The organism is Flavivirga sp. 57AJ16 (assembly GCF_028736925.1).
Classification (GTDB): domain Bacteria; phylum Bacteroidota; class Bacteroidia; order Flavobacteriales; family Flavobacteriaceae; genus Flavivirga.
This window is the reverse complement of the sequence record NZ_JAQZAT010000002.1, coordinates 375,009-394,146: the sequence shown is the minus strand read 5'-3', so window position 1 is coordinate 394,146 and position 19,138 is coordinate 375,009. Positions and strand designations below refer to the sequence as shown.

Annotated in this window: 11 protein-coding genes; 5 read left to right on the top strand and 6 right to left on the bottom strand. The window is 34.0% G+C overall.

Annotated elements, in window-relative coordinates:
* The first annotated feature begins 86 nt into the window (after positions 1-86).
* From PQO00_RS03915 to PQO00_RS03895, 5 genes are read left to right on the top strand one after another with little or no spacing between them, the layout of a single operon-like run.
* Positions 87-1,367 (top strand): L-rhamnose isomerase, encoded by a 1,281-nt coding sequence (locus tag PQO00_RS03915; RefSeq protein WP_274183526.1) that lies wholly within the window; start codon positions 87-89, stop codon positions 1,365-1,367.
* Positions 1,368-1,376: 9 nt separating this feature from the next.
* Positions 1,377-2,747, top strand: a complete 1,371-nt coding sequence (locus PQO00_RS03910) for an FGGY-family carbohydrate kinase (protein ID WP_274183525.1) — start codon at positions 1,377-1,379, stop codon at positions 2,745-2,747.
* Between the two features lie 2 nt (positions 2,748-2,749).
* Positions 2,750-3,895, top strand: a complete 1,146-nt coding sequence (locus PQO00_RS03905) for an alpha-hydroxy acid oxidase (RefSeq protein WP_274183524.1) — start codon at positions 2,750-2,752, stop codon at positions 3,893-3,895.
* A gap of 12 nt (positions 3,896-3,907) precedes the next feature.
* Complete coding sequence (locus PQO00_RS03900) at positions 3,908-5,320, top strand: cytosine permease (RefSeq protein WP_274183523.1); 1,413 nt, start codon at positions 3,908-3,910, stop codon at positions 5,318-5,320.
* 10 nt (positions 5,321-5,330) lie between these two features.
* Positions 5,331-5,537 carry a hypothetical protein gene (locus tag PQO00_RS03895; protein ID WP_274183522.1) on the top strand — a complete coding sequence of 69 codons (207 nt, stop codon included), beginning with the start codon at positions 5,331-5,333 and terminating at the stop codon, positions 5,535-5,537.
* A 488-nt stretch (positions 5,538-6,025) separates the two neighbouring features.
* Here the strand turns inward: PQO00_RS03895 and PQO00_RS03890 are convergent, their stop codons facing one another.
* From PQO00_RS03890 to PQO00_RS03865, 6 genes are all read right to left on the bottom strand, one after another.
* Positions 6,026-7,744, bottom strand: a complete 1,719-nt coding sequence (locus PQO00_RS03890) for a hypothetical protein (protein WP_274183521.1) — start codon at positions 7,742-7,744, stop codon at positions 6,026-6,028.
* Positions 7,745-7,826: 82 nt separating this feature from the next.
* A complete protein-coding gene (locus PQO00_RS03885; protein ID WP_274183520.1) occupies positions 7,827-9,005 on the bottom strand; it encodes a DUF4998 domain-containing protein in 1,179 nt (392 codons plus the stop codon).
* A 31-nt stretch (positions 9,006-9,036) separates the two neighbouring features.
* A complete protein-coding gene (locus tag PQO00_RS03880) occupies positions 9,037-10,218 on the bottom strand; it encodes a DUF5000 domain-containing lipoprotein (RefSeq protein WP_274183519.1) in 1,182 nt (393 codons plus the stop codon).
* 36 nt (positions 10,219-10,254) lie between these two features.
* On the bottom strand, positions 10,255-12,192 hold the full coding sequence (locus tag PQO00_RS03875) for a RagB/SusD family nutrient uptake outer membrane protein (protein WP_274183518.1): 1,938 nt from the start codon (positions 12,190-12,192) through the stop codon (positions 10,255-10,257).
* A gap of 12 nt (positions 12,193-12,204) precedes the next feature.
* Complete coding sequence (locus PQO00_RS03870) at positions 12,205-15,288, bottom strand: TonB-dependent receptor (protein ID WP_274183517.1); 3,084 nt, start codon at positions 15,286-15,288, stop codon at positions 12,205-12,207.
* A gap of 1,192 nt (positions 15,289-16,480) precedes the next feature.
* A complete protein-coding gene (locus PQO00_RS03865) occupies positions 16,481-19,123 on the bottom strand; it encodes an alpha-L-rhamnosidase (RefSeq protein ID WP_274183516.1) in 2,643 nt (880 codons plus the stop codon).
* Between the last annotated feature and the right edge of the window lie 15 nt (positions 19,124-19,138).

The window sequence follows — 19,138 nt, the reverse complement described above, 5'->3', positions numbered from 1 at the left end:
ATTTTAAATTCAAAGTTGTTAGTTTGATTGGTTAAAACTATTTACAGGTTAAAACTGTCTGTAAATATTACCTTAAAAGAAATTCCATGAATATAGATAAAGGACTTATACAAGAGCAAAATCGTAAAAAAAAAGAGGTACATGAAGAAAAATACCATTTTCTATCAAACAATCTGATAAGACAAGGAATCGATATACCATCAATTCTTCAAAAATTATCCGATTTTCAAATTGCAATCCCCAGTTGGGCCTTGGGTACTGGTGGTACAAGATTTGGGCGGTTTTCCTTTTATGGTGAACCTGCTACATTGGAACAAAAAATAGAAGATGTTGGGCTGTTACATATGCTAACTCAATCGGCAGGTGCCATATCACTTCATATCCCTTGGGATATCCCTAAAGACTTTAAAGCTATAGCAGAACTGGCAGCCTCCCACAACTTAATTTTTGACGCGGTTAATTCCAATACGTTTCAAGATTCAAAAAATGCCAGAGAAAGTTACAAATACGGTTCATTGAGCAATACCGATAAATCGGTCAGGGAACAGGCCATAGAACATAATATAGAGGTTATCAATATTGGCAAAAAATTAAATTCCAAAAGCCTTACAGTATGGCTTGCTGATGGATCAAATTTCCCTGGACAGTCTAATTTTCAAACAGCTTTAATGAATACTCAAGAAAGTTTAGAAAAGATATATCAATCTATGCCCGACGATTGGAAAATGTTTATTGAATACAAACCATATGAGCCAAATTTCTATAGTACGGTTATTCAAGATTGGGGAACTTCATTTATGCTGGCAAATGCATGTGGCGAAAAAGCTTATACATTAGTAGATCTGGGTCATCATTTGCCTAACACCAATATAGAGCAAATAGTTTCTACACTAATGTTGAAGGGAAAATTAGGCGGCTTTCATTTTAATGACAGTAAATACGGAGATGATGATTTAACTGTAGGAAGCCTTAGACCTTATACACTATTTCTTATTTTCAATGCCTTGGTCTTTGGTATGGAAAACAATCCTCAGAACCCCAATCCTGCTTGGATGATTGATGCAAGTCACAATATTAAGGATCCCTTGGAAGATTTGATGCAATCCCTAGAAGCGATTCAAGAAGCTTATGCCAAAGCCTTATTAGTGGACCAAGAAGCATTAAAAATTGCTCAATTAGATCATGATGTGGTCAAATGTCAAGAAATCCTGCAATCTGCTTATAGAACAGATGTTCGCCCTTTATTGGAACGAGCTCGTTTAAATAGTGGTGGTGCAATTTATCCCTTGGAAGTTTACAGAAATCTGTCCATACGAAAAAAAATAGTAGATGAAAGAGGCATGGACACTGTAGCATCGGGGTTGTAATACCATAAAATGAAAAAAGTAACAGCTGTATTTGACATAGGTAAGACCAATAAAAAATGCTTCCTTTTTGACTCGAATTATAATGAAATATATCGAGAATATAGTCATTTTAATCTTATAGAAGATGAAGACAGCTATCCAACTGAAAACCTACAAAGGCTTCAAATGTGGATAAAAGAAGTCTTCGACCAGATTTTGAAAAATGAAGAGTATCATATTGAAGCCATAAATTTTTCGTCATATGGTGCCAGTTTTGTGCACCTAGATGAAAATGGCGAAGTACTTACGCCACTATATAATTACACTAAGCCATTGGATGAGAGCATAGTATCTTCTTTTTTGGAAAAATACGGACCAAAAGAAGACTTTTTAAGTACCACTGGATGTTTTGATCTAAGCTTTTTAAATTCTGGCATACAACTGTACTGGTTAAAGCATAGCCAACCAGAAATTTTCAAAAAAATTAAGTATTCATTACACCTGCCACAATACCTTAGTTACATTTTTACCCGGATTCCTTTAAGTGAATATACAAGCATAGGTTGCCATACCGCCCTTTGGGACTATCAAAAAAAGGATTATCACGAATGGGTATACCAAGAGGGGATAAATAGCCTGCTCCCCCCTATAGTTTCAACAGAAACCAGTATAAATATGAACTATAATGGTAAACGTATAAAAATTGGCGTTGGCATACATGATAGTTCTGCTGCATTATTGCCCTATGTTAGGAGCATAAAGAAAAAATTTGTCCTAGTTTCAACAGGGACTTGGAGTATTGCCCTAAACCCATTTACAGATTATCCCAGTTTTGAAAGCGCCAAAAACAACACTTTTATAAACTATATGCGAATCAATGGAAAATCTGTAAAGGCCACCCGTTTATTTTTAGGAAACGAGTATAAAATTCAGGTAAGCAAATTAGATCAACATTTTAAAGTCCCTGAAGATTACCATCGTCATATAAAGTTCAATTACAATACTTATTTAAAAATTGTTCAAAATTTTAAGCACCTGTTTAAATGGGAAAGTATAAATGATGATGAGATGCCACCTCAAACCAAAATACCTTATGACAACTATGAGTACGCTTACCATCAGTTAATGACAGAATTAGTGCTCTTGCAGGTAAAAAGTATAAAAAATGTCATCGGCAAAGACGATATCCAGAGATTATATGTGGATGGTGGATTTAGCGACAATGATCTTTATATCAAATTACTATCTCATTATTTTAGGGATATGAAATTGAGAACTACAGACTCATCATTGGGTTCTGCCTTGGGCGCTGCTATTGTTATTTCCGATTCAAAATTGAATTCCAAGTTCTTGAAAAAAAACTATTCTTTAAAAAAACATGTTCCTTTTATCATTAAATAATTATGAAATCTCAAATAAATCCAAAATATCCATCTTTAGAGGACCTTCGTAAAAGAGCCATGAAACGAATCCCCCGATTTGCATTTGAATATTTAGATGGTGGGTGCAATGAAGATGTTAATATTAGTCGTAATACTTCGGATATTAGGGATATCTTATTAGAGCCAAGGTATCTACGTAATTTTGGCAAGAGCTCAATGAAAACTGAGATTTTTGGTATCGAGTATGATGCACCTTTTGGTATTGCTCCCGTAGGTCTACAGGGACTAATATGGCCAAATTCGGCCGAAATATTAGCTAAGGCGGCATTTGAACAAAATATACCTTTTGTTTTAAGTACCGTTTCAACAATGGATATTGAACGGGCAAGTGAACTTACTGAGGGCAAAGCATGGTATCAACTTTATAATCCTGTTGACCATACGATTAAAAATAATATCATTGAGAGAGCTGCAGCCGCAGAATGCCCCGTTTTGGTTCTTCTATGCGATGTACCAACTTTTGGGTACAGGCCCAGGGACATAAAAAATGGACTTGCATTACCTCCAAAAATGTCTTTAAACAATATATTACAAATATTAGGAAATCCAACTTGGGCATTTCATACTTTAAAAAATGGGCAACCTACATTTAAAACGCTCACACCTTATATGCCCGAAGGCCTTAACTTAAAACAATTGGGACTATTTATGGATAAAACTTTTTCAGGTAAGCTAAATTTGGAAAAAATAAAGCCCATTCGTGATAAATGGAAAGGTAAATTGGTATTAAAGGGCGTTTCTTCAGAGCAAGATACCCAAGATGCAATTAAAATGGGATTTGATGGTATCATTGTTTCCAATCATGGCGGAAGACAATTAGATGCTTCAGAATCGTCCATACATGCCCTTCAAAAGATAACAAAGCAATATGGTGATAAGATTGAAATCATGTTGGATAGTGGTCTAAGATCCGGGCCCGATATTGCCAGAGTAATGGCAAGTGGGGCTAAATTCACCTTTATGGGTAGGTCTTTTATGTATGGTGTTGCGGCTTTAGGAGAAGCAGGAGGCCATCATACCATTTCTATGTTAAAAATGCAATTTAAACAAGTAATGGAGCAACTTTGCTGCGAAAAAATTGAAAATCTGCCAGATCATTTAATATAAAAACCTAGACTCATGAGTGAATTTAACCATAAAGAGGAAATAGAAGAGATAGCTGGAGGGGAATTTGAAAGAACACCTGTACCTCCTTCAAAATTAAAGAGCTGGAAAAGTTTTTTGGGTATGTATGCTGGAGAGCATGCCGCAGGGACCGAGTTTATGATTGGCCCTCTTTTTTTAACGGCTGGTGTTAGTGCATTTGATCTTATTGTGGGCTTGCTATTGGGAAATTTACTTGCAGTTTTAAGTTGGCGTTTTTTAACGGCTGAAATTGCTGTTAAAAATAGACTGACTCTATATTTTCAATTGGAAAAAATCTGTGGGAAAAAGTTAGTTACTGGATATAATCTAGCCAATGGTATTTTATTTTGCTTTTTGGCAGGCTCTATGATAACGGTATCTGCAACAGCTGTTGGAATTCCATTTGATATGCCGATGCCCAAATTATCAGATACTATGCCCAATGGTATTACTTGGGTTGTTATAGTTATACTTATTGGAACCGTTATTTCCATTATAGCAGCACGTGGTTATGATACTGTTTCTAAAGCGGCAAACTGGATGTCTCCAATAATTGTTATGGCTTTTTTAGCTTGTGGTTTTGTGGCATTAAATCAATTGGGGGTTTCTAGTTTCTCTAAGTTTTGGGATATATGGGGAGCAGGTAGAGAACCTTTTCCGGGGCAAATAAAATACACATTTTGGCATGTGGTTATCTGGTCTTGGTTTGCCAATGCTGCTATGCATATTGGTATGTCCGATTTATCAGTTTTTCGTTTTGCAAAAAAAGCCAGTTCAGGATGGGCAACCGCGGCAGGTATGTATATAGGGCACTATATGGCATGGATAGCCGCCGCTTTATTATATGCAGTTTATTTACAATCCCCAGAAGCTGTAGGCTTTTTATCTAATGGTGAGGCCCCTCCTGTGGCTCCTGGACCATTAGCCTATAATGCCATTGGTGTTTTTGGGATTATAGCTGTTGTTTTAGCAGGATGGACTACAGCAAACCCAACAATTTACAGAGCAGGTTTAGCGTTTCAAGCAATTATACCTAAAGCATCTACATTTTGGGTAACAATCATAGCGGGATCTGTTGCTACTATTGCCGGTATATTTCCTGCTTTCGCTATGAAATTACTTGGTTTTGTAGCATTATATGGTTTTATATTAGCGCCATTTGGAGCCATAATTGTATTTGAGCATTTCTTTTATAAAAAAGCTGGAATTATTAAAAATTATGCAGAAGCAACAAATATTAAGTTTAATAAATCAGTTTTATTTGCTTGGGCTATTAGTTTTGGGCTATTCTATTCCATCTCTATACAATTTAATGTGTTTTTATCTTTTGTAACATTACCTGCATGGTTACTATGTGGTGTTTTGTTTTTAGTATTTAGTAAGTATTTTCAAAAAACTAAGCTTTAAAACAGATACTATGATTCATTTACCTCTCCAAGAACTGCCCGAAAAGGCAGTTCTGACCTCTCCTTTGGAGGACTACCGTGTGTACACATCTTTAAAAAAGACACGAATGGCACAAATTCACACGAATCCAATTCTTTACGTTATAGATTGGACTCTACATGAATATGAATCCCTAGACTATATAGGCTTGAAATCTGTCAATAGTCTGAATAATTAACGTGAGTTCGATTTAAAACCTGTCTGCCGACCAGGCAGGCAAGGGTGTTTTTAACAATAAATTCACTAATTATACGATTGTTGCCTTGAGTACTTCGACTCTCGGCATAAACTAAAGTCGAAAGGTCATTAAAACCAGCTATTTAAATGGGTTTCTACAGAGCCTGTGCTGAGTTTACCGAAGTACTCAACCTGACAACCAAGATTAAATTATTGATACTCTGCTCAATAATATTATGCTTACATCGAACTCACGTTAATTAGTGAAAATTTGTGCCATTCGTGTCCAATCTTTTTATTGTGCTTTATTTGTGTACACACGGTAGTTTGGAGAAGAGGTCATTTGGACACCCTGCCTTTGCCGGCTCTTAGGCCAGAGGCAGAGCCTTCGGGAAATTATTTAGAATTAAATAAAAAATGTTTTCCGAATGAGGCTGAAACCTTTAAATTCGAAAAACATTTTTAAATAAAACAAGTAAAAAGGCCCCTCTAGTCTCTAGAAGATAAATTTAATACTATAGTGTTCTCTTTTGGTGAAATTCTAAAAATTGTATTATTTGGGGTTGAAAAACCGCCCTTTTCTGCCTCAATTGAATAATTTATATTTTCAAATTTACTATTAATGATATTTGTCTTTATGCTTATAAAAGGTAATTCCTCTAAGCTTTTACTTGCTGTTAAATCTAAAAACCAATTTATTTCATTAGATCCATCATGAGTTATAGTTACTTTTCTTTCATCAAATTCCATTAATATAGATCCTTCTGTATTTGTTAGTGGCCATGATATAGCTAATTTTCCTTTTGTTGGATTTGTAATAGTAGGGCTTCCTCCTTCTAGAAAGGTTTCTTTTCCATTTATCAGTCCTTTAAATCTTAGTCCGGCTATTTCTTCTGGTGTACTCCAAAGATAGCCATCTACTAATGGCAAAGTAAAAAATAATGCTTGGTTGGATTCTAATTTTTTATCAAAATAAGAAGATTTTAAACGCTCATCAAATAAATGGATATCTCTAAATTTTAATGTTCCATCCTTATCCCATAACAAATTTGCTCTATAAAAACGGCTATTAAACCAAACTGTTTTACGATTATCATTCAATAAAGCACCATTACTATTATTTACTGTAACGGACGTTGCTGGTGTGACATCATAATTATTTTTAAACCATCTACCCGATTCTTCTAACGTTTCTACTTTTACTTTATTTTCATCTCTTAATTTTGAAATTAACGGCAACTGAATCTCAAAACCTTTTTTCATACCATTCCAAGTAAATGAGTTTTCTTGTCCTGCCTGAGTATAAGCATACTCCATGGACTCTCCTTCTATAAATTGATCTAAATACCATTTTACCCAATTTGCATCGCCACCTGCATCAGGATATACAGGCTCTAATGTAATAACGCCTTGTATGGTATGACCTAACCCAGTATCATACTGACGCAAAGGGTCACTGCCCAACATTCTAAAAATAGGCACAGGAATTTGATTTTCCTTATTTTGAGCAGGCATATAAGAATTTATCTTACTTGGGTAATAAGCCTGGTTCCAATACCCTCCCCACATTGTGTAACCATCTGTACCATATTGATCTTTACAATTTGCAGAGGCAACTATATGATATTTTTTATACAGATAATTTAAAGTATGTGCATCTATAAACCATGAAGCTACTGATTTAGGGTAATACCCAAAAATCTCTTTAAAATCATTCATATATACATCGGCAAGCTTTTCCCTTTCTTCTGGGGTGTAACCAGTTGAAAAACCTACATCAGCATGCCAATCCCAAGGAAATCGCCCTCTCCAATTTAGACCTGCTTTTTCTGCCATTGGTTGTGGAATTTCCCACCAGGCTCCTACTTCAAAAGCATCTCTTGGCAATTCTTTTAGTAATTCTTGGTAGCGTGAATCCATTAACGCATCATACTGTAATAAGAAAGTCCCCCCTAGATTGTATTTTTTCATCATAGAAACCTGATTAACGACGGTCTGATAAAGAACATCTTCTGTAATATTAACATCCCTAGGCTCTAGCAATCGAATAAAATTTACAATATTTACAATTTTTGGTTTGCTATTTACTTCGCTTTTTAATGTTTCAACATTTTTATTCTTACAAGAATAACCTAAAAACATACAGACACTAACTAAAAAAATCCATATCGATTTTTCTATGTATAATACATGACTTCTTTTATTCATATTTTATTTTTTCAAAGTTTTTACCAAATTTTTAAAATCAAAAAAATCTAGTATAATTAAAAATTAATTATCATTATAAATTTTAGTTACCATAAATATTAATCTCTCCCAAATGAGTATAATTATTTGGCCCTTCTACCGCAACATATTTCACATACCTCCCCACAGTATCATCATCGGCATCAACAATATAACCATTGTCTGACTCTAATTTAGCATAAAGTGTTGCTGCTTTGGCAAAGGTTACATTATCGCTGCTCACCCAAAACTCGTGAGTAATAGCTCCACCATCGTTACCACGTCTTCGAAAGATTTCAAAATTGGTAATAGTCTTTACCGATCCCAAATCAATTGTAAAGTAGTGCGGGTAGTTTGGCGATCCGCCTTGCCATTGAGAATGCCAAAAGCTATCAAGATTTCCATCAATAGCATCTGATGCAAAACCATTATTAGGACCTTCACCATTTGCTTCTTCAGAAGAAAAATCTACAATAGTCCATTCACTATTAACTAATAAAATTTTGTTGAAGGCAACAGATTCTGTATAAAAGGTATCTATAGCAGTTTCATTAGGAAGGAATGCTGTATTGTACATTAAATGACTAGCATAATTTGGTAAAACCGATATTTCTTCTGTTGGTAACACTTCTTTTGTAACCAGAGCATCATTAATATCTATATATGTTAAACTGCTTAAAAGCACATCTACATTAGCTACTGTCCAATTAATGGTTAATTCATTAGTGTTAGTGAATTTACCACTTATTATTTTTCTATTAAATAACTGGCTTTGGAAATTATCTCCATAAACTGTTCCTTCTGCTTCATAAGGAAGGGATTTATTCCCATTTCTATCTATACTGATAAATTTAAATACATACTGCTGTTCATCTAAATTCTCTATTATTTTATTGAAAACCCCTTTTTGCTTGCCAATTTCAATATCAATAGAATCTAAATTATTATTCCAAAAAACACGCATAGTTTCTATGTTTTCTGAACTTAAGTGCATACTCAATTGAATGCGTTCACGTCCAGAACCTGTTATAACGGTATCTACTTTTTCTGCATAAATATATTCTCCTTCATCTAAATAAGGTTTATGAAGATCGTTCATATCCGAACATGCTCCCATTCCAAATAAAAGAAACGTAAAGCAAACAATATAGGTTATTTTAAGGATATTTATTTTTAAATAATTTTGAGCACCCACCATAGAGTTGTTTTTACGCAGGTTCGTTTTATATAAATGTGTTTTCATAATATTCTTTTTAAGTTAAGGTTTCAAAACACTAGCGGTTATCACCAAAAATGTCCAATTCCATGATTTGGAAATTATCTCCTCCTGCCCAAGTTTCTTTAACTAATATTCTGATATATCGTATTTTTGGATTTGATGAAAGAAAAGAAAAATCTTCACCATTGTATGCAACTGCTTTGTCTTCATCTGAGAATTGACCAAAAGGTAATCCTGAGGGTTTTATAGATTCAAAATCCCCTAGCTTTGTCCAACTATCCCAATTGCCAGATAAATCAATAGTTTCAGCGCCCCAAACTTCAAACCTTTTAAGGTTTCCTTCAGCATAAACATATGCATCTATTTCTTTACGTTGGTAAACTTTAATTCTACTTAACCTACCAATCACTCCTAGGTCAATGGTAATAGACTGAGGCCAAATACCTTGGCCTCCTTGAGATGAATACCCATTAGGCTCTGCAGTACCATTCCATATATTACTTGGAACCCAAGCGTTATGATGGGGCCCATCACCTGGTAGGTTTACTAAAGCGAATTTACTTTTTTCAAACTCAGTTTCATAAAGTGGTGTTATGGTGTAATCTTTTATTGGTGAGCGATTCTCCCAGCGATCTTGAATAAAAGCTTGAATATTTCTAGGAATAGTATCTAGTCCATAAATAGAAAATTTCCCTTCTTGGGCACTTGAATAATAAGTTTCTAAAGGAACAAACTCATTAAGTAACGTATCTACTTCTTGAAGAACAATCGATATTTCTGCTTTATCCTCATTAAACCAAGTACTTGTAATCCCTCCAAAGTCTTCTATAATATCCAGTGAAGCAGCAATAGTATTAACTGGAGGTTCTAGAGGGGCAATGGTGACGTTAACTGGTTCAGATTCGTTTCTACTTCGATCTACCGAAACTAATTGTACTTGGCGCTCTATGGTACTTCCAAACCCTTCAATGACCAACGTATCTGCATATTGAGATGCTTTAGATTCGCTAATTTCTCCTTCTCTACGTGAATAAACTGCCTTAATATAAAGTAAGTCTTCATCTACAGGAGTAGAATATGTTATTAAAGCGCCGCCTGGTGTATTTATGATTTCAACATTTGATACTTGTCCAGGAGGTATACTATCTAATGCTTGTTGTCCTATAGACTCTTCCTCTCCACAAGAATACATGAACAGGCTAAGAATAGTTAACAAAAAAAATAATTTATTTTTCATCTTATGTTTTTTAGTTTATTAAAAGTTAAAGTATAACTACCAACCATAATTTTGAATTAAATTAGGGTTTACATTCAGGTTTGATTCTTTAATGGGCCAAAAATAATCTTTGGTAGAAAAGAATATTGGAATTTGAGGCAACGTTACTACTTTGTAGAAGTCTTCTTTAACCTCTCCTTGTATGTTCCATCCTTGCGGCTGGTCGTTCATAACACTAATTTTTTTCCAACGCCTAATATCCCAAAAACGTTTTCCTTCAAAAGCTAACTCTATGGCACGTTCTTGATGTATGATCTCTCGTAGACCATTTTTTGTATTTGGTTTATCGGGATTGGTAGAATGATTAAGCCATGATTCTTTAACGCCATCTAAACCAACTCTACTTCTTATAAGGTCTAAATAAGTAAAAACCTCATCAACAGGTCCATTCGCCTCGTTTAATGCTTCTGCATACAATAAATAAAGATCTGCTAAACGCAAAATAGGGAAAGGAAAGTATTCTGTAGATACAGCGTTTCTTGTTTGGGCATTTTTAAAACTATGCAATTTTTTCACAGAATAGCCAGTAATGGAGTAACCACTACCGCCTTGAAATCCAGATACGCCACCTTTTAAAAAATCGCAATATTTCACATCGCGCTGACTATCGGAAAATTGATAATACCCACTTCCATAATAGACGCCTTTATCAAAGCCTATACTAGCATAAAACCTAGGCTCACGATTAAAGTGCAGATTTGCTGTGTATCTATTTAACTCAACATATTTTTCTTCCTCTATTTGGGCTGGCTCTTCTCTTATTTTATACCTGTCGCTATACCATGCGTTATTTATCCAATCAATATCTTCCTCAATTGGCACACCATTTGAAGAATAATATTTTTCAGCAAACTTTATGGTTGGTGCGTATTCACTAGTTACATCATTCTGATTTTCCAAACGTACAAGTCTTACTGTAGAAGCCTTTGCTAGAAAATTGTTGTCGTATTTGGTATTACCCCAAATTAACTCTTGATTCCAACGAGCTGTTATAGCTTCTCGGTATGTCGTTTGTAATTGAAATATTGGGTCTGCTGTTAACACTAATGGGTCAATAAGATTGTAAAGAGACTTGCCTTGGGCATGACATTCGTCAATTGCTTCTTTACATGCTTCTGCAGCTAACACCCATTTATTTTCATCATAAGTTTGAGAAAATAACTGTACGCCTCTGTTATCAATCATATTTGCATAATCGCCATTGCCATTAAAAAGTGGACTAGCTGCAAAAACCAGTACTTTAGCTCTTGTACTTAAAGCTATTAGTTTATCTATTCTACCTGCTTCGGTTCCTTCAATAACTTCGGCCGCATCAGGCAAATCTTCAACTGCTTCTGCCATAAGATCGACAATAAATTTAACAACTTCATCTACAGGCTCTCGATACACCTGTACCTCTTCAGTAGTTGCATTAATGGGAAGATTTTTATCTACTATTGGTATAGGTCCGTAACTTTTTAAAAGGTAGTAATGATAATAAGCTTTTAAAAATTTTACTTCACCGATCCATCTTTTTTTCTCAAAATCAAGAAGATCGGGTACTTGATCTACATTTTCTAAAAAGATATTACATTCCCTAATACCTTTCCATGCAGATTTTGATGAATTCTCTCCATCCCATGTATTTAAAATGGGACTTGTAAGTGATTGAAAACCTCTAGCTATTTGCGTATTTGCCCATACAAAACCAGCACCATTAATACCATAACGCTTAAAGGTTTCATCGGAAGCCATTGCTGGATCCCGGTCTACTGAGCCTACATCTGGGCGATAGCTATAACATGAAAACAAATATTTTTCGGCTTCATTTCTATTTCTAAAAGCATACTCAATTGTTGCAATATTATCTGGGATCACATCCAAGTAATCACTACAAGACCATAGACTTACCAATGTAATTAGTTGTAATAAGATTATTTTAGTTGTTTTTTTCATAATTATATTTTTTTAAAATGAGAGTTGCATACCAAAAGAAATAACTTTTTGAATAGGGTAAGCTAATCCATTGCCCCCCATTTCTGGATCCCATAATTTAAACTTACTAAATGTAACTAGGTTATTACCTACCACGTAAAAACGACATTTAGTTATATTTGCTTTAGAAGATATTCTATCTGGTAAAGTGTAACCAACCTCAGCAGATTTTAACCTTATAAAAGAAGCGTCTCTCATAAACCAGTTAGAAGGTTTTAGATTATTTTCAATACGCGTTTCAGATAGACGCGGCCATAGTGCATATACATCGCGTTTATCCTCTGACCAATGGTTGTCTGCATAAACTTTTAATAGTGCATTTTGTTGATCAATAAATGGTGAAGTTGCGTATGTATCAATAAAAAGCGATGTACGAGCTACACCTTGAAAAAAGCCAGAAACATCAAACCCTTTCCAGCCTCCTGAAAACCCAAATCCAAAAACAATTTCAGGGCTGTGGGGGTAGCCCATTGGGACCATATCTAATTCTGTAATCTTTCCATCATTGTTAATGTCTTTATACTTAATGTCACCGGCCATATAATCTCCAAATTGAACTGGAGAATTTCTAACTTCTTCTTCATCAACAAATAAACGCTCGGCTACATAACCATAATTTCCTGCTAGCGAATTACCTATACGGGATTTCCATGGTTCATTAGGGTAATCAGGCTCTTCATATACTTCAAACTTACTAGTAACATAAGTAAAATTACCCATTGCTGTGACCCACAAATCATTATTAAAAGAATGGTTATAGTTTAAGGAAAATTCCATTCCTTTACTAGAAGCCTCCCCTACATTAGATCTAATAGGTGCCTGAAGCCCCATTGTTGTAGTTATTGCAGCTCGATCCATAAGTATATTTTTACGATACTCTGAAAAGAAATCTGCTTCAATATCCAGTTCTTTCCATAAACCTATTTCTAGTCCTAAATTATATTTCTCAGACGTTTCCCAAGTGATTTTATCATTTGGGTAACGATCAATAGACACTCCAGGTCGATAATAAGTATTTCCATAGGTACCAAAAGAAGAACCATTATTTTCATTATTTAGATTTACATTGGATAAGTAGAAAAACCTATCATTTGCATCACCAATAGCATCATTACCAACAAGACCATAAGTATATCTAAGTTTTAACTTACTAATGGTATTTTTAATTTTTCCTTGCCAAAATTTTTCGTTGGATACTAACCAACCATAACCAACTGATGGAAAAAAACCAAAACGTTCTTTTGCTGAAAAACGTTCTGAGCCATTATACCCAAAATTAAATTCAAAAAAGTACCTCGAGTCATAACCGTAAGTTGCACGACCAGCATACCCTAAATTTCTATACGGTAATGATCGTTGAAGATCTCCTGAATTAGCATATATCTGCTCTCTTGCAGTAGCAACCAATAAACCGCTAACTGCATGTTTTTCATTAAACGTGCTGCTCCAGTTTATGGCTCCTTCAAAATAAGTGGTAGAATTTATGTCTTTTCCTCCTTCATCATACCCCAAATATTCAGTTCCTGTATCTTCATTAAGTTCATCTAAAATATATGAATCATTCTCTTTATCATAAATACTAACTTTGTAAAAGAAAGGATTATAAAAACGACTTATATTATAATTTGAGTACCGGTTTGTATTGAACATACCTCGCACTGAAAGCCCCTCGAGAAGAAAACCTAAATCTTGTTTTAATTCAAACTGTGCTGAAATTTGAGAAGTTATAGATTCTCTATAACCTTTGGTCATATCGGCATAAGGGTTTAAAAAATTCCCAGTACCAGCGTTTCCAAAAAGAATATGTTGTGTTTTTTCATTTGCTAAATCTGGTGCAAAGGTTGCAGGAAACAAAACAGGATTTGTTCTCATTACTTTACGGAACAAATCCGACCCACCATCAATAGGTCCTGAATATTCATCAAAAGCCCCACTTAAACGTATGGTAGCTCTTGTTGTTTCAGTAACATCAATATTGATATTTGATCGTATCATATAACGATCTAATTTAATATTACTATTAAAATTGTTTTTTCCATCTACTTTTAGCATCCCGTTATCAGTAGAGTAATTCCCTGATACATAATACTGGGCTACTTTACCTCCTCCACTAATATTTAAATTTACCTGCCTATTATTTGATTGGTCCTTAAAAAGCATATCATACCAATCATTAGATGGATAAACATAAGGGTTTTCTCCTGCAATAGTATTTGCTATTTTTTGTGGAGAATAAGGTGTACTTCCTAAACGATCTCTTGTTCTCACTGCTTCATTATGTAATTGCATATAAGTGATCGGGTCTGCAAGTTCAACCATTTTTACAGGACTAGAAGTAGCCTGTTCCATTCTAATATTTATTCGTGCTTTTCCAATAGCGCCTTCTTTTGTTGTAATTAGAATTACACCATTTGCACCTCTAGAACCATAGAGTGCTGTTGCTGTAGCATCTTTCATTATCGAAAAACTCGCAACATCATCGGGATGCAAACGAGACAGCTCTTGAGTAGTCACCTCGTTATTATCGATTAATATAAGTGGATCTTTTTTAAACCCAAAAGTTGTTATTCCTCGAATGTAAAATTCTGAAGTATTCTGTCCAGGCTCTCCACTTCTTTGATAAGAAACCATACCAGGAATACGTCCTGCAAATGAATTTGTAAAATTACTTGAGGGAATTTTAAGACTAGATGGTTTAATTGTAGTTATAGCACCTATGACACTTTGCTTTTTTTGTTTCGCATAGGCTACAACGGTAATATCATCAAGTTCGCTAACATCAGCTTCCATGTGAATTAAAAATTCTTTTTGTCCATTATATTCAATGGTAATTGGTTTTAACCCTATATAAGAAACTTTAATTTTGTCCCCAGTTTTCAACTTAACAGTGAATCTTCCATCAAAATCAGTTATAGAACCCTCGTTAGTTCCTAGAACTACAATAGTGGCACCAGGTAACGGTTCGCCAAATTCATCATAAACTATTCCCTTAATTTCATTTTCCTGAAAATTAATTATTGATGTATTAAATACTAGAGAACTAAAAACATCATTCATTTTTTTTAATGAATTTGTGTTTTTTGAATTTTTTAAAAATTTTGTGTTTGACGTCGCTCCATAGTTTGCATTTGCATTAAAGATGACGACACAGTATAGTACAAACATCCTAAAAAAATTACTCATTTTAAGATATTTGCCACAACTGTACAGTGTGGTAATTTTCATACTCATTTAGTTAGTTTTTTTAAATTTCAATTTTTGGTATACTATTGAAAATTGAAATTCGGGTTTAATGATTGGTTTTTAAATTTTGTATATTCAATTCATGGCCTTTAATTGAACTTTGTATGCATAAATTTGAACTAAATCGGTTAATTTATTAGTGTAAAAAATATATTTTCACAGCTTCCATTATTAGCAAATTTTCATACTCTCAAAAGTATTTTTATAAAATAATATATGTATCCTGTACCTACCTGATCTACTGAAATTAAATAAGTTACACCTTTAAGTTACTTTTAGTATTTTGACAATAAATAGTACTACTGCCTTACCAAAAAACGGATTAAATTAAAACTCAGAAATTATTAACCTACAGATTATTCAATTAGAAATAAACAACCCTATTTTTCATAGAATCAAAGTCTTCTATGCATTAAAAGTGAAGAAGTATAAACGAAGTACAAGAAAAGCATGCCCCCCTTAGTCTTGATATGAAAATGATAAAGTACAACATGTAAAAAAAAAATTAAATCCTTTCAACAAGAAATGTCGATTAGTTATACCAATTATGAATTAAAATGAGCTACAGAAAACGACATTGCTTATTTGTTTTTGCCTGCTGCGAGTTATTTGCATAGCCTAAGCTATGGAAATGATGAGTAAAGTGATAAAACAAATTAATGAATGAGTTTGAATAGCATATTTTAATTCATAATTGGTATTACTTAACCACTGTCACTAATGTCCTCATAAAGTTATAGGTTTGACTTATACCAATTTGAAATCATTAAGCAAGGGGCAATGCCAATAATAATCAATAGTTTTTCATTGTTAATTTCTTATTAGACAATCTGTGGTTTTAAATTTATATGACACTTTATCAATTATATAATTACGCTTGTCGTGGCCAATAAGCAATAGACCGATAGAAGGTTATAATACCACCAGATTCAATGAAGAATACGATATTGGATCTGGTGGTATTAATAAAAGTTGGTTAAATTGACCATCCCTTAAAAGTATAAGGTCACAACGTGATATTAAAATAATGTTTTCCTGAAGTTAAATTGACTAGGTAATCCCCTTCTTTAGTTTTTTTAACTTTCTTTCCCTTTAATTTAACTTCTTTAGCTTTAAGATATACCGATGCCGTACTATTAGGAGGAATATTAACGTAATAATCTACATTTTTGTCATTTGTTTTTTTCCAATTAGATTCAATTTTTCCATAAGGTCCATGATGGCTAGCATTAAAATATTCCAATCCATTTACAAAGTGTGGCTTTAAAATGACATTTTTAAATCCGGGATTATTTGTATCTGGAAAAATACCTCCAATTCCTTTAAACAACCAAGCTCCAATCTCACCAAACATAATATGATTTCTTGAAATATCTGATTTAGCATCAATAGACCAATTCTCATATAACGTAGTTGCTCCATTCTTTATCCACCACCCCCATGAAGGAAAAGTATCTTGAGAAGCAACTTCATAAGCCAGCTGTTCATATCCATTTTCACTCAAAGCATTCAATATGGATTTAGTTCCTAAAAGTCCCACATTTAAATGTTTGCCATCCTTTATGACTTTTTTAGCAAGATTAGCTGCTACTTTTGCCTTAAATTCTTCCGGCACCACGCCCCAATACAATGGAGCACTTAATTCTGTTTGAAACCCTGATCCATAAATAGCTGTTTCTTTATTTAAATATTTATCATTAATAGCCCTTTTTATTTTATCAGCTAACTGGGTGTACGTATAATAATCATCTTCCTTATTTAGCAATTTTGCTGTTTTAGCTAGTATAGTCGCATCTACAAAATAATATATGGAAGATGTCAGTTCTTTAGGAGTTTTATCCTTAACAGGAACCCAATCACCTAAGCCCCAGTCTGTAATTCCTTTTGGACTAATACTAGTAATATGATCTACATATTTTTTAATATTTGGATAATTGATTTCTAAGGCACGGGTATCTCCATAAAATTGATAAATCTGCCAAGGAATAATAGCTATAGTACTTGTCCAATCTGGACCATTTCCCCAATCATAACCCCAACCCCATGTAGGAATTATAGAGGGTAGAATACCATTCTCCTTTTGTTCATCTCTATGATCTGCTAGCCATTTTTCATAAATCGTAATCCCATCATAATTGTATAAACCTGTTTCTATAGCTATATGTGCATCTCCTGTCCAGCCATTTTTTTCTCGCTGTGGACAATCTGTTGGGTACCCAAACAAATTAGATAAATAAGACGCATTGGTAGCTGCCCATATTTTGTTTATAAGATCGCTTGAACTTTCAATTTTTCCAACGGGATCAACATCACTGTGCATGAAATAACCAGTAAGACTTTCTTTGGTTAGCTCAATAGGTTCATTACTAACAAGTTCTACATACTGAAAGCCTTTGTAATTAAATTTAGGCATAAAAGTCTCAAGCCCCTCGCCTTTTAAGGTATATATGTCTGTTTGAAAAGGGTCTAAATCGTCCTTTGGCCTATAATGTACATCAATATTAGACAGATCTATTTCTCCTGAATCACTTAATTGTTCCGAATGTGTTAAACGTAGTGTAGTTCCCTTATTCCCTTTTACACTTAATTGAGTGACACCAGATATATTTCTTCCTAAATCAAAAATATATTTACTATCAGAGATCTTACGAATACTTACAGGTTTAATTTCTTCAACATTTTTAATAGGCTTTAAAGCTTGAGCAACAATATTATTAGAAGGTGATTTTACAACTAATGAATGACTCCAATGGCTATCATTAAACTCTGGAGTATCCCATCCTAATTGTTCTTTTCCTGCATTGTAATGCTCTGCTGTATAAATACTATTAAAAACGATTGGACTCAAAGAGGTCTTCCAACTTTCATCTGTATGTAAAACTGTTGTTGTCCCATCTGCATATGTAATTCTTACATTAAGTAAAAATCGCGGTCGGTTTCTCCACGCTGCTTTATCAAAATCCCAAACCGCTGTAGATTGATGATTGTACCACCCATTTCCCAAAATAACACCAAGAGTAACCAATCCTTGTTTAAATACTTTTGTAATATCATAAGTTACATACAAATTTCTTTTGTCAAACTTAGTATACATAGGATCTAAGCGGTGGTCTCCAATTCTTTGCCCATTTACGTATAATTCATACAAACCTGCCGCTGTAATATATGCTACAGCTTTTTTTATAGGCTTTTTAATAGGATAGGTTTTTCTAAAATATGGAGCAGGTTTTACCGAAATATCATGATGATCGGAAATCCAAAAACCTTTCCAGTTCTTTTGATGCATCATGCCTGTTTCAAAACTTGATAAAGCCAAATGACTTCTTCTATTTTTATTATCAACCACTTGAACGCCCCAATAGTATTTGGTAAAAGGTTCTAACTGCTTACCATTGTAAACTACAAGGGATTTGGAACTTTTCTTACCATCAACTTGCCACATATCACCATTCCCTTTAGAAACTGCAACAGAATCTGTTCCCACAAATAAATAATAAGCTTTTTGTTTTGACTCCTTCCAATCAGTTTTCATATTCCATCTAAAACGGGGAGCCTCACTATCAATCCCAATGGGGGCTTCTAAATATTCACACAGTAAATTTTCTACTTCAATCTTAGTTTTTTCTTTATGGCTGGATAAAAAAGCCATTATTAACGCTATAAA

Excerpts from the sequence above, each read along its gene's own strand:
- PQO00_RS03915 (WP_274183526.1), top strand. The coding sequence starts at position 87 with ATGAATATAGATAAAGGACTTATACAAGAGCAAAATCGTAAAAAAAAA.
- PQO00_RS03910 (WP_274183525.1), top strand. The coding sequence starts at position 1,377 with ATGAAAAAAGTAACAGCTGTATTTGACATAGGTAAGACCAATAAAAAA.
- PQO00_RS03905 (WP_274183524.1), top strand. The coding sequence starts at position 2,750 with ATGAAATCTCAAATAAATCCAAAATATCCATCTTTAGAGGACCTTCGT.
- PQO00_RS03900 (WP_274183523.1), top strand. The coding sequence starts at position 3,908 with ATGAGTGAATTTAACCATAAAGAGGAAATAGAAGAGATAGCTGGAGGG.
- PQO00_RS03895 (WP_274183522.1), top strand. The coding sequence starts at position 5,331 with ATGATTCATTTACCTCTCCAAGAACTGCCCGAAAAGGCAGTTCTGACC.
- PQO00_RS03890 (WP_274183521.1), bottom strand. The coding sequence starts at position 7,744 with ATGAATAAAAGAAGTCATGTATTATACATAGAAAAATCGATATGGATT.
- PQO00_RS03885 (WP_274183520.1), bottom strand. The coding sequence starts at position 9,005 with ATGAAAACACATTTATATAAAACGAACCTGCGTAAAAACAACTCTATG.
- PQO00_RS03880 (WP_274183519.1), bottom strand. The coding sequence starts at position 10,218 with ATGAAAAATAAATTATTTTTTTTGTTAACTATTCTTAGCCTGTTCATG.
- PQO00_RS03875 (WP_274183518.1), bottom strand. The coding sequence starts at position 12,192 with ATGAAAAAAACAACTAAAATAATCTTATTACAACTAATTACATTGGTA.
- PQO00_RS03870 (WP_274183517.1), bottom strand. The coding sequence starts at position 15,288 with ATGAATGATGTTTTTAGTTCTCTAGTATTTAATACATCAATAATTAAT.
- PQO00_RS03865 (WP_274183516.1), bottom strand. The coding sequence starts at position 19,123 with ATGGCTTTTTTATCCAGCCATAAAGAAAAAACTAAGATTGAAGTAGAA.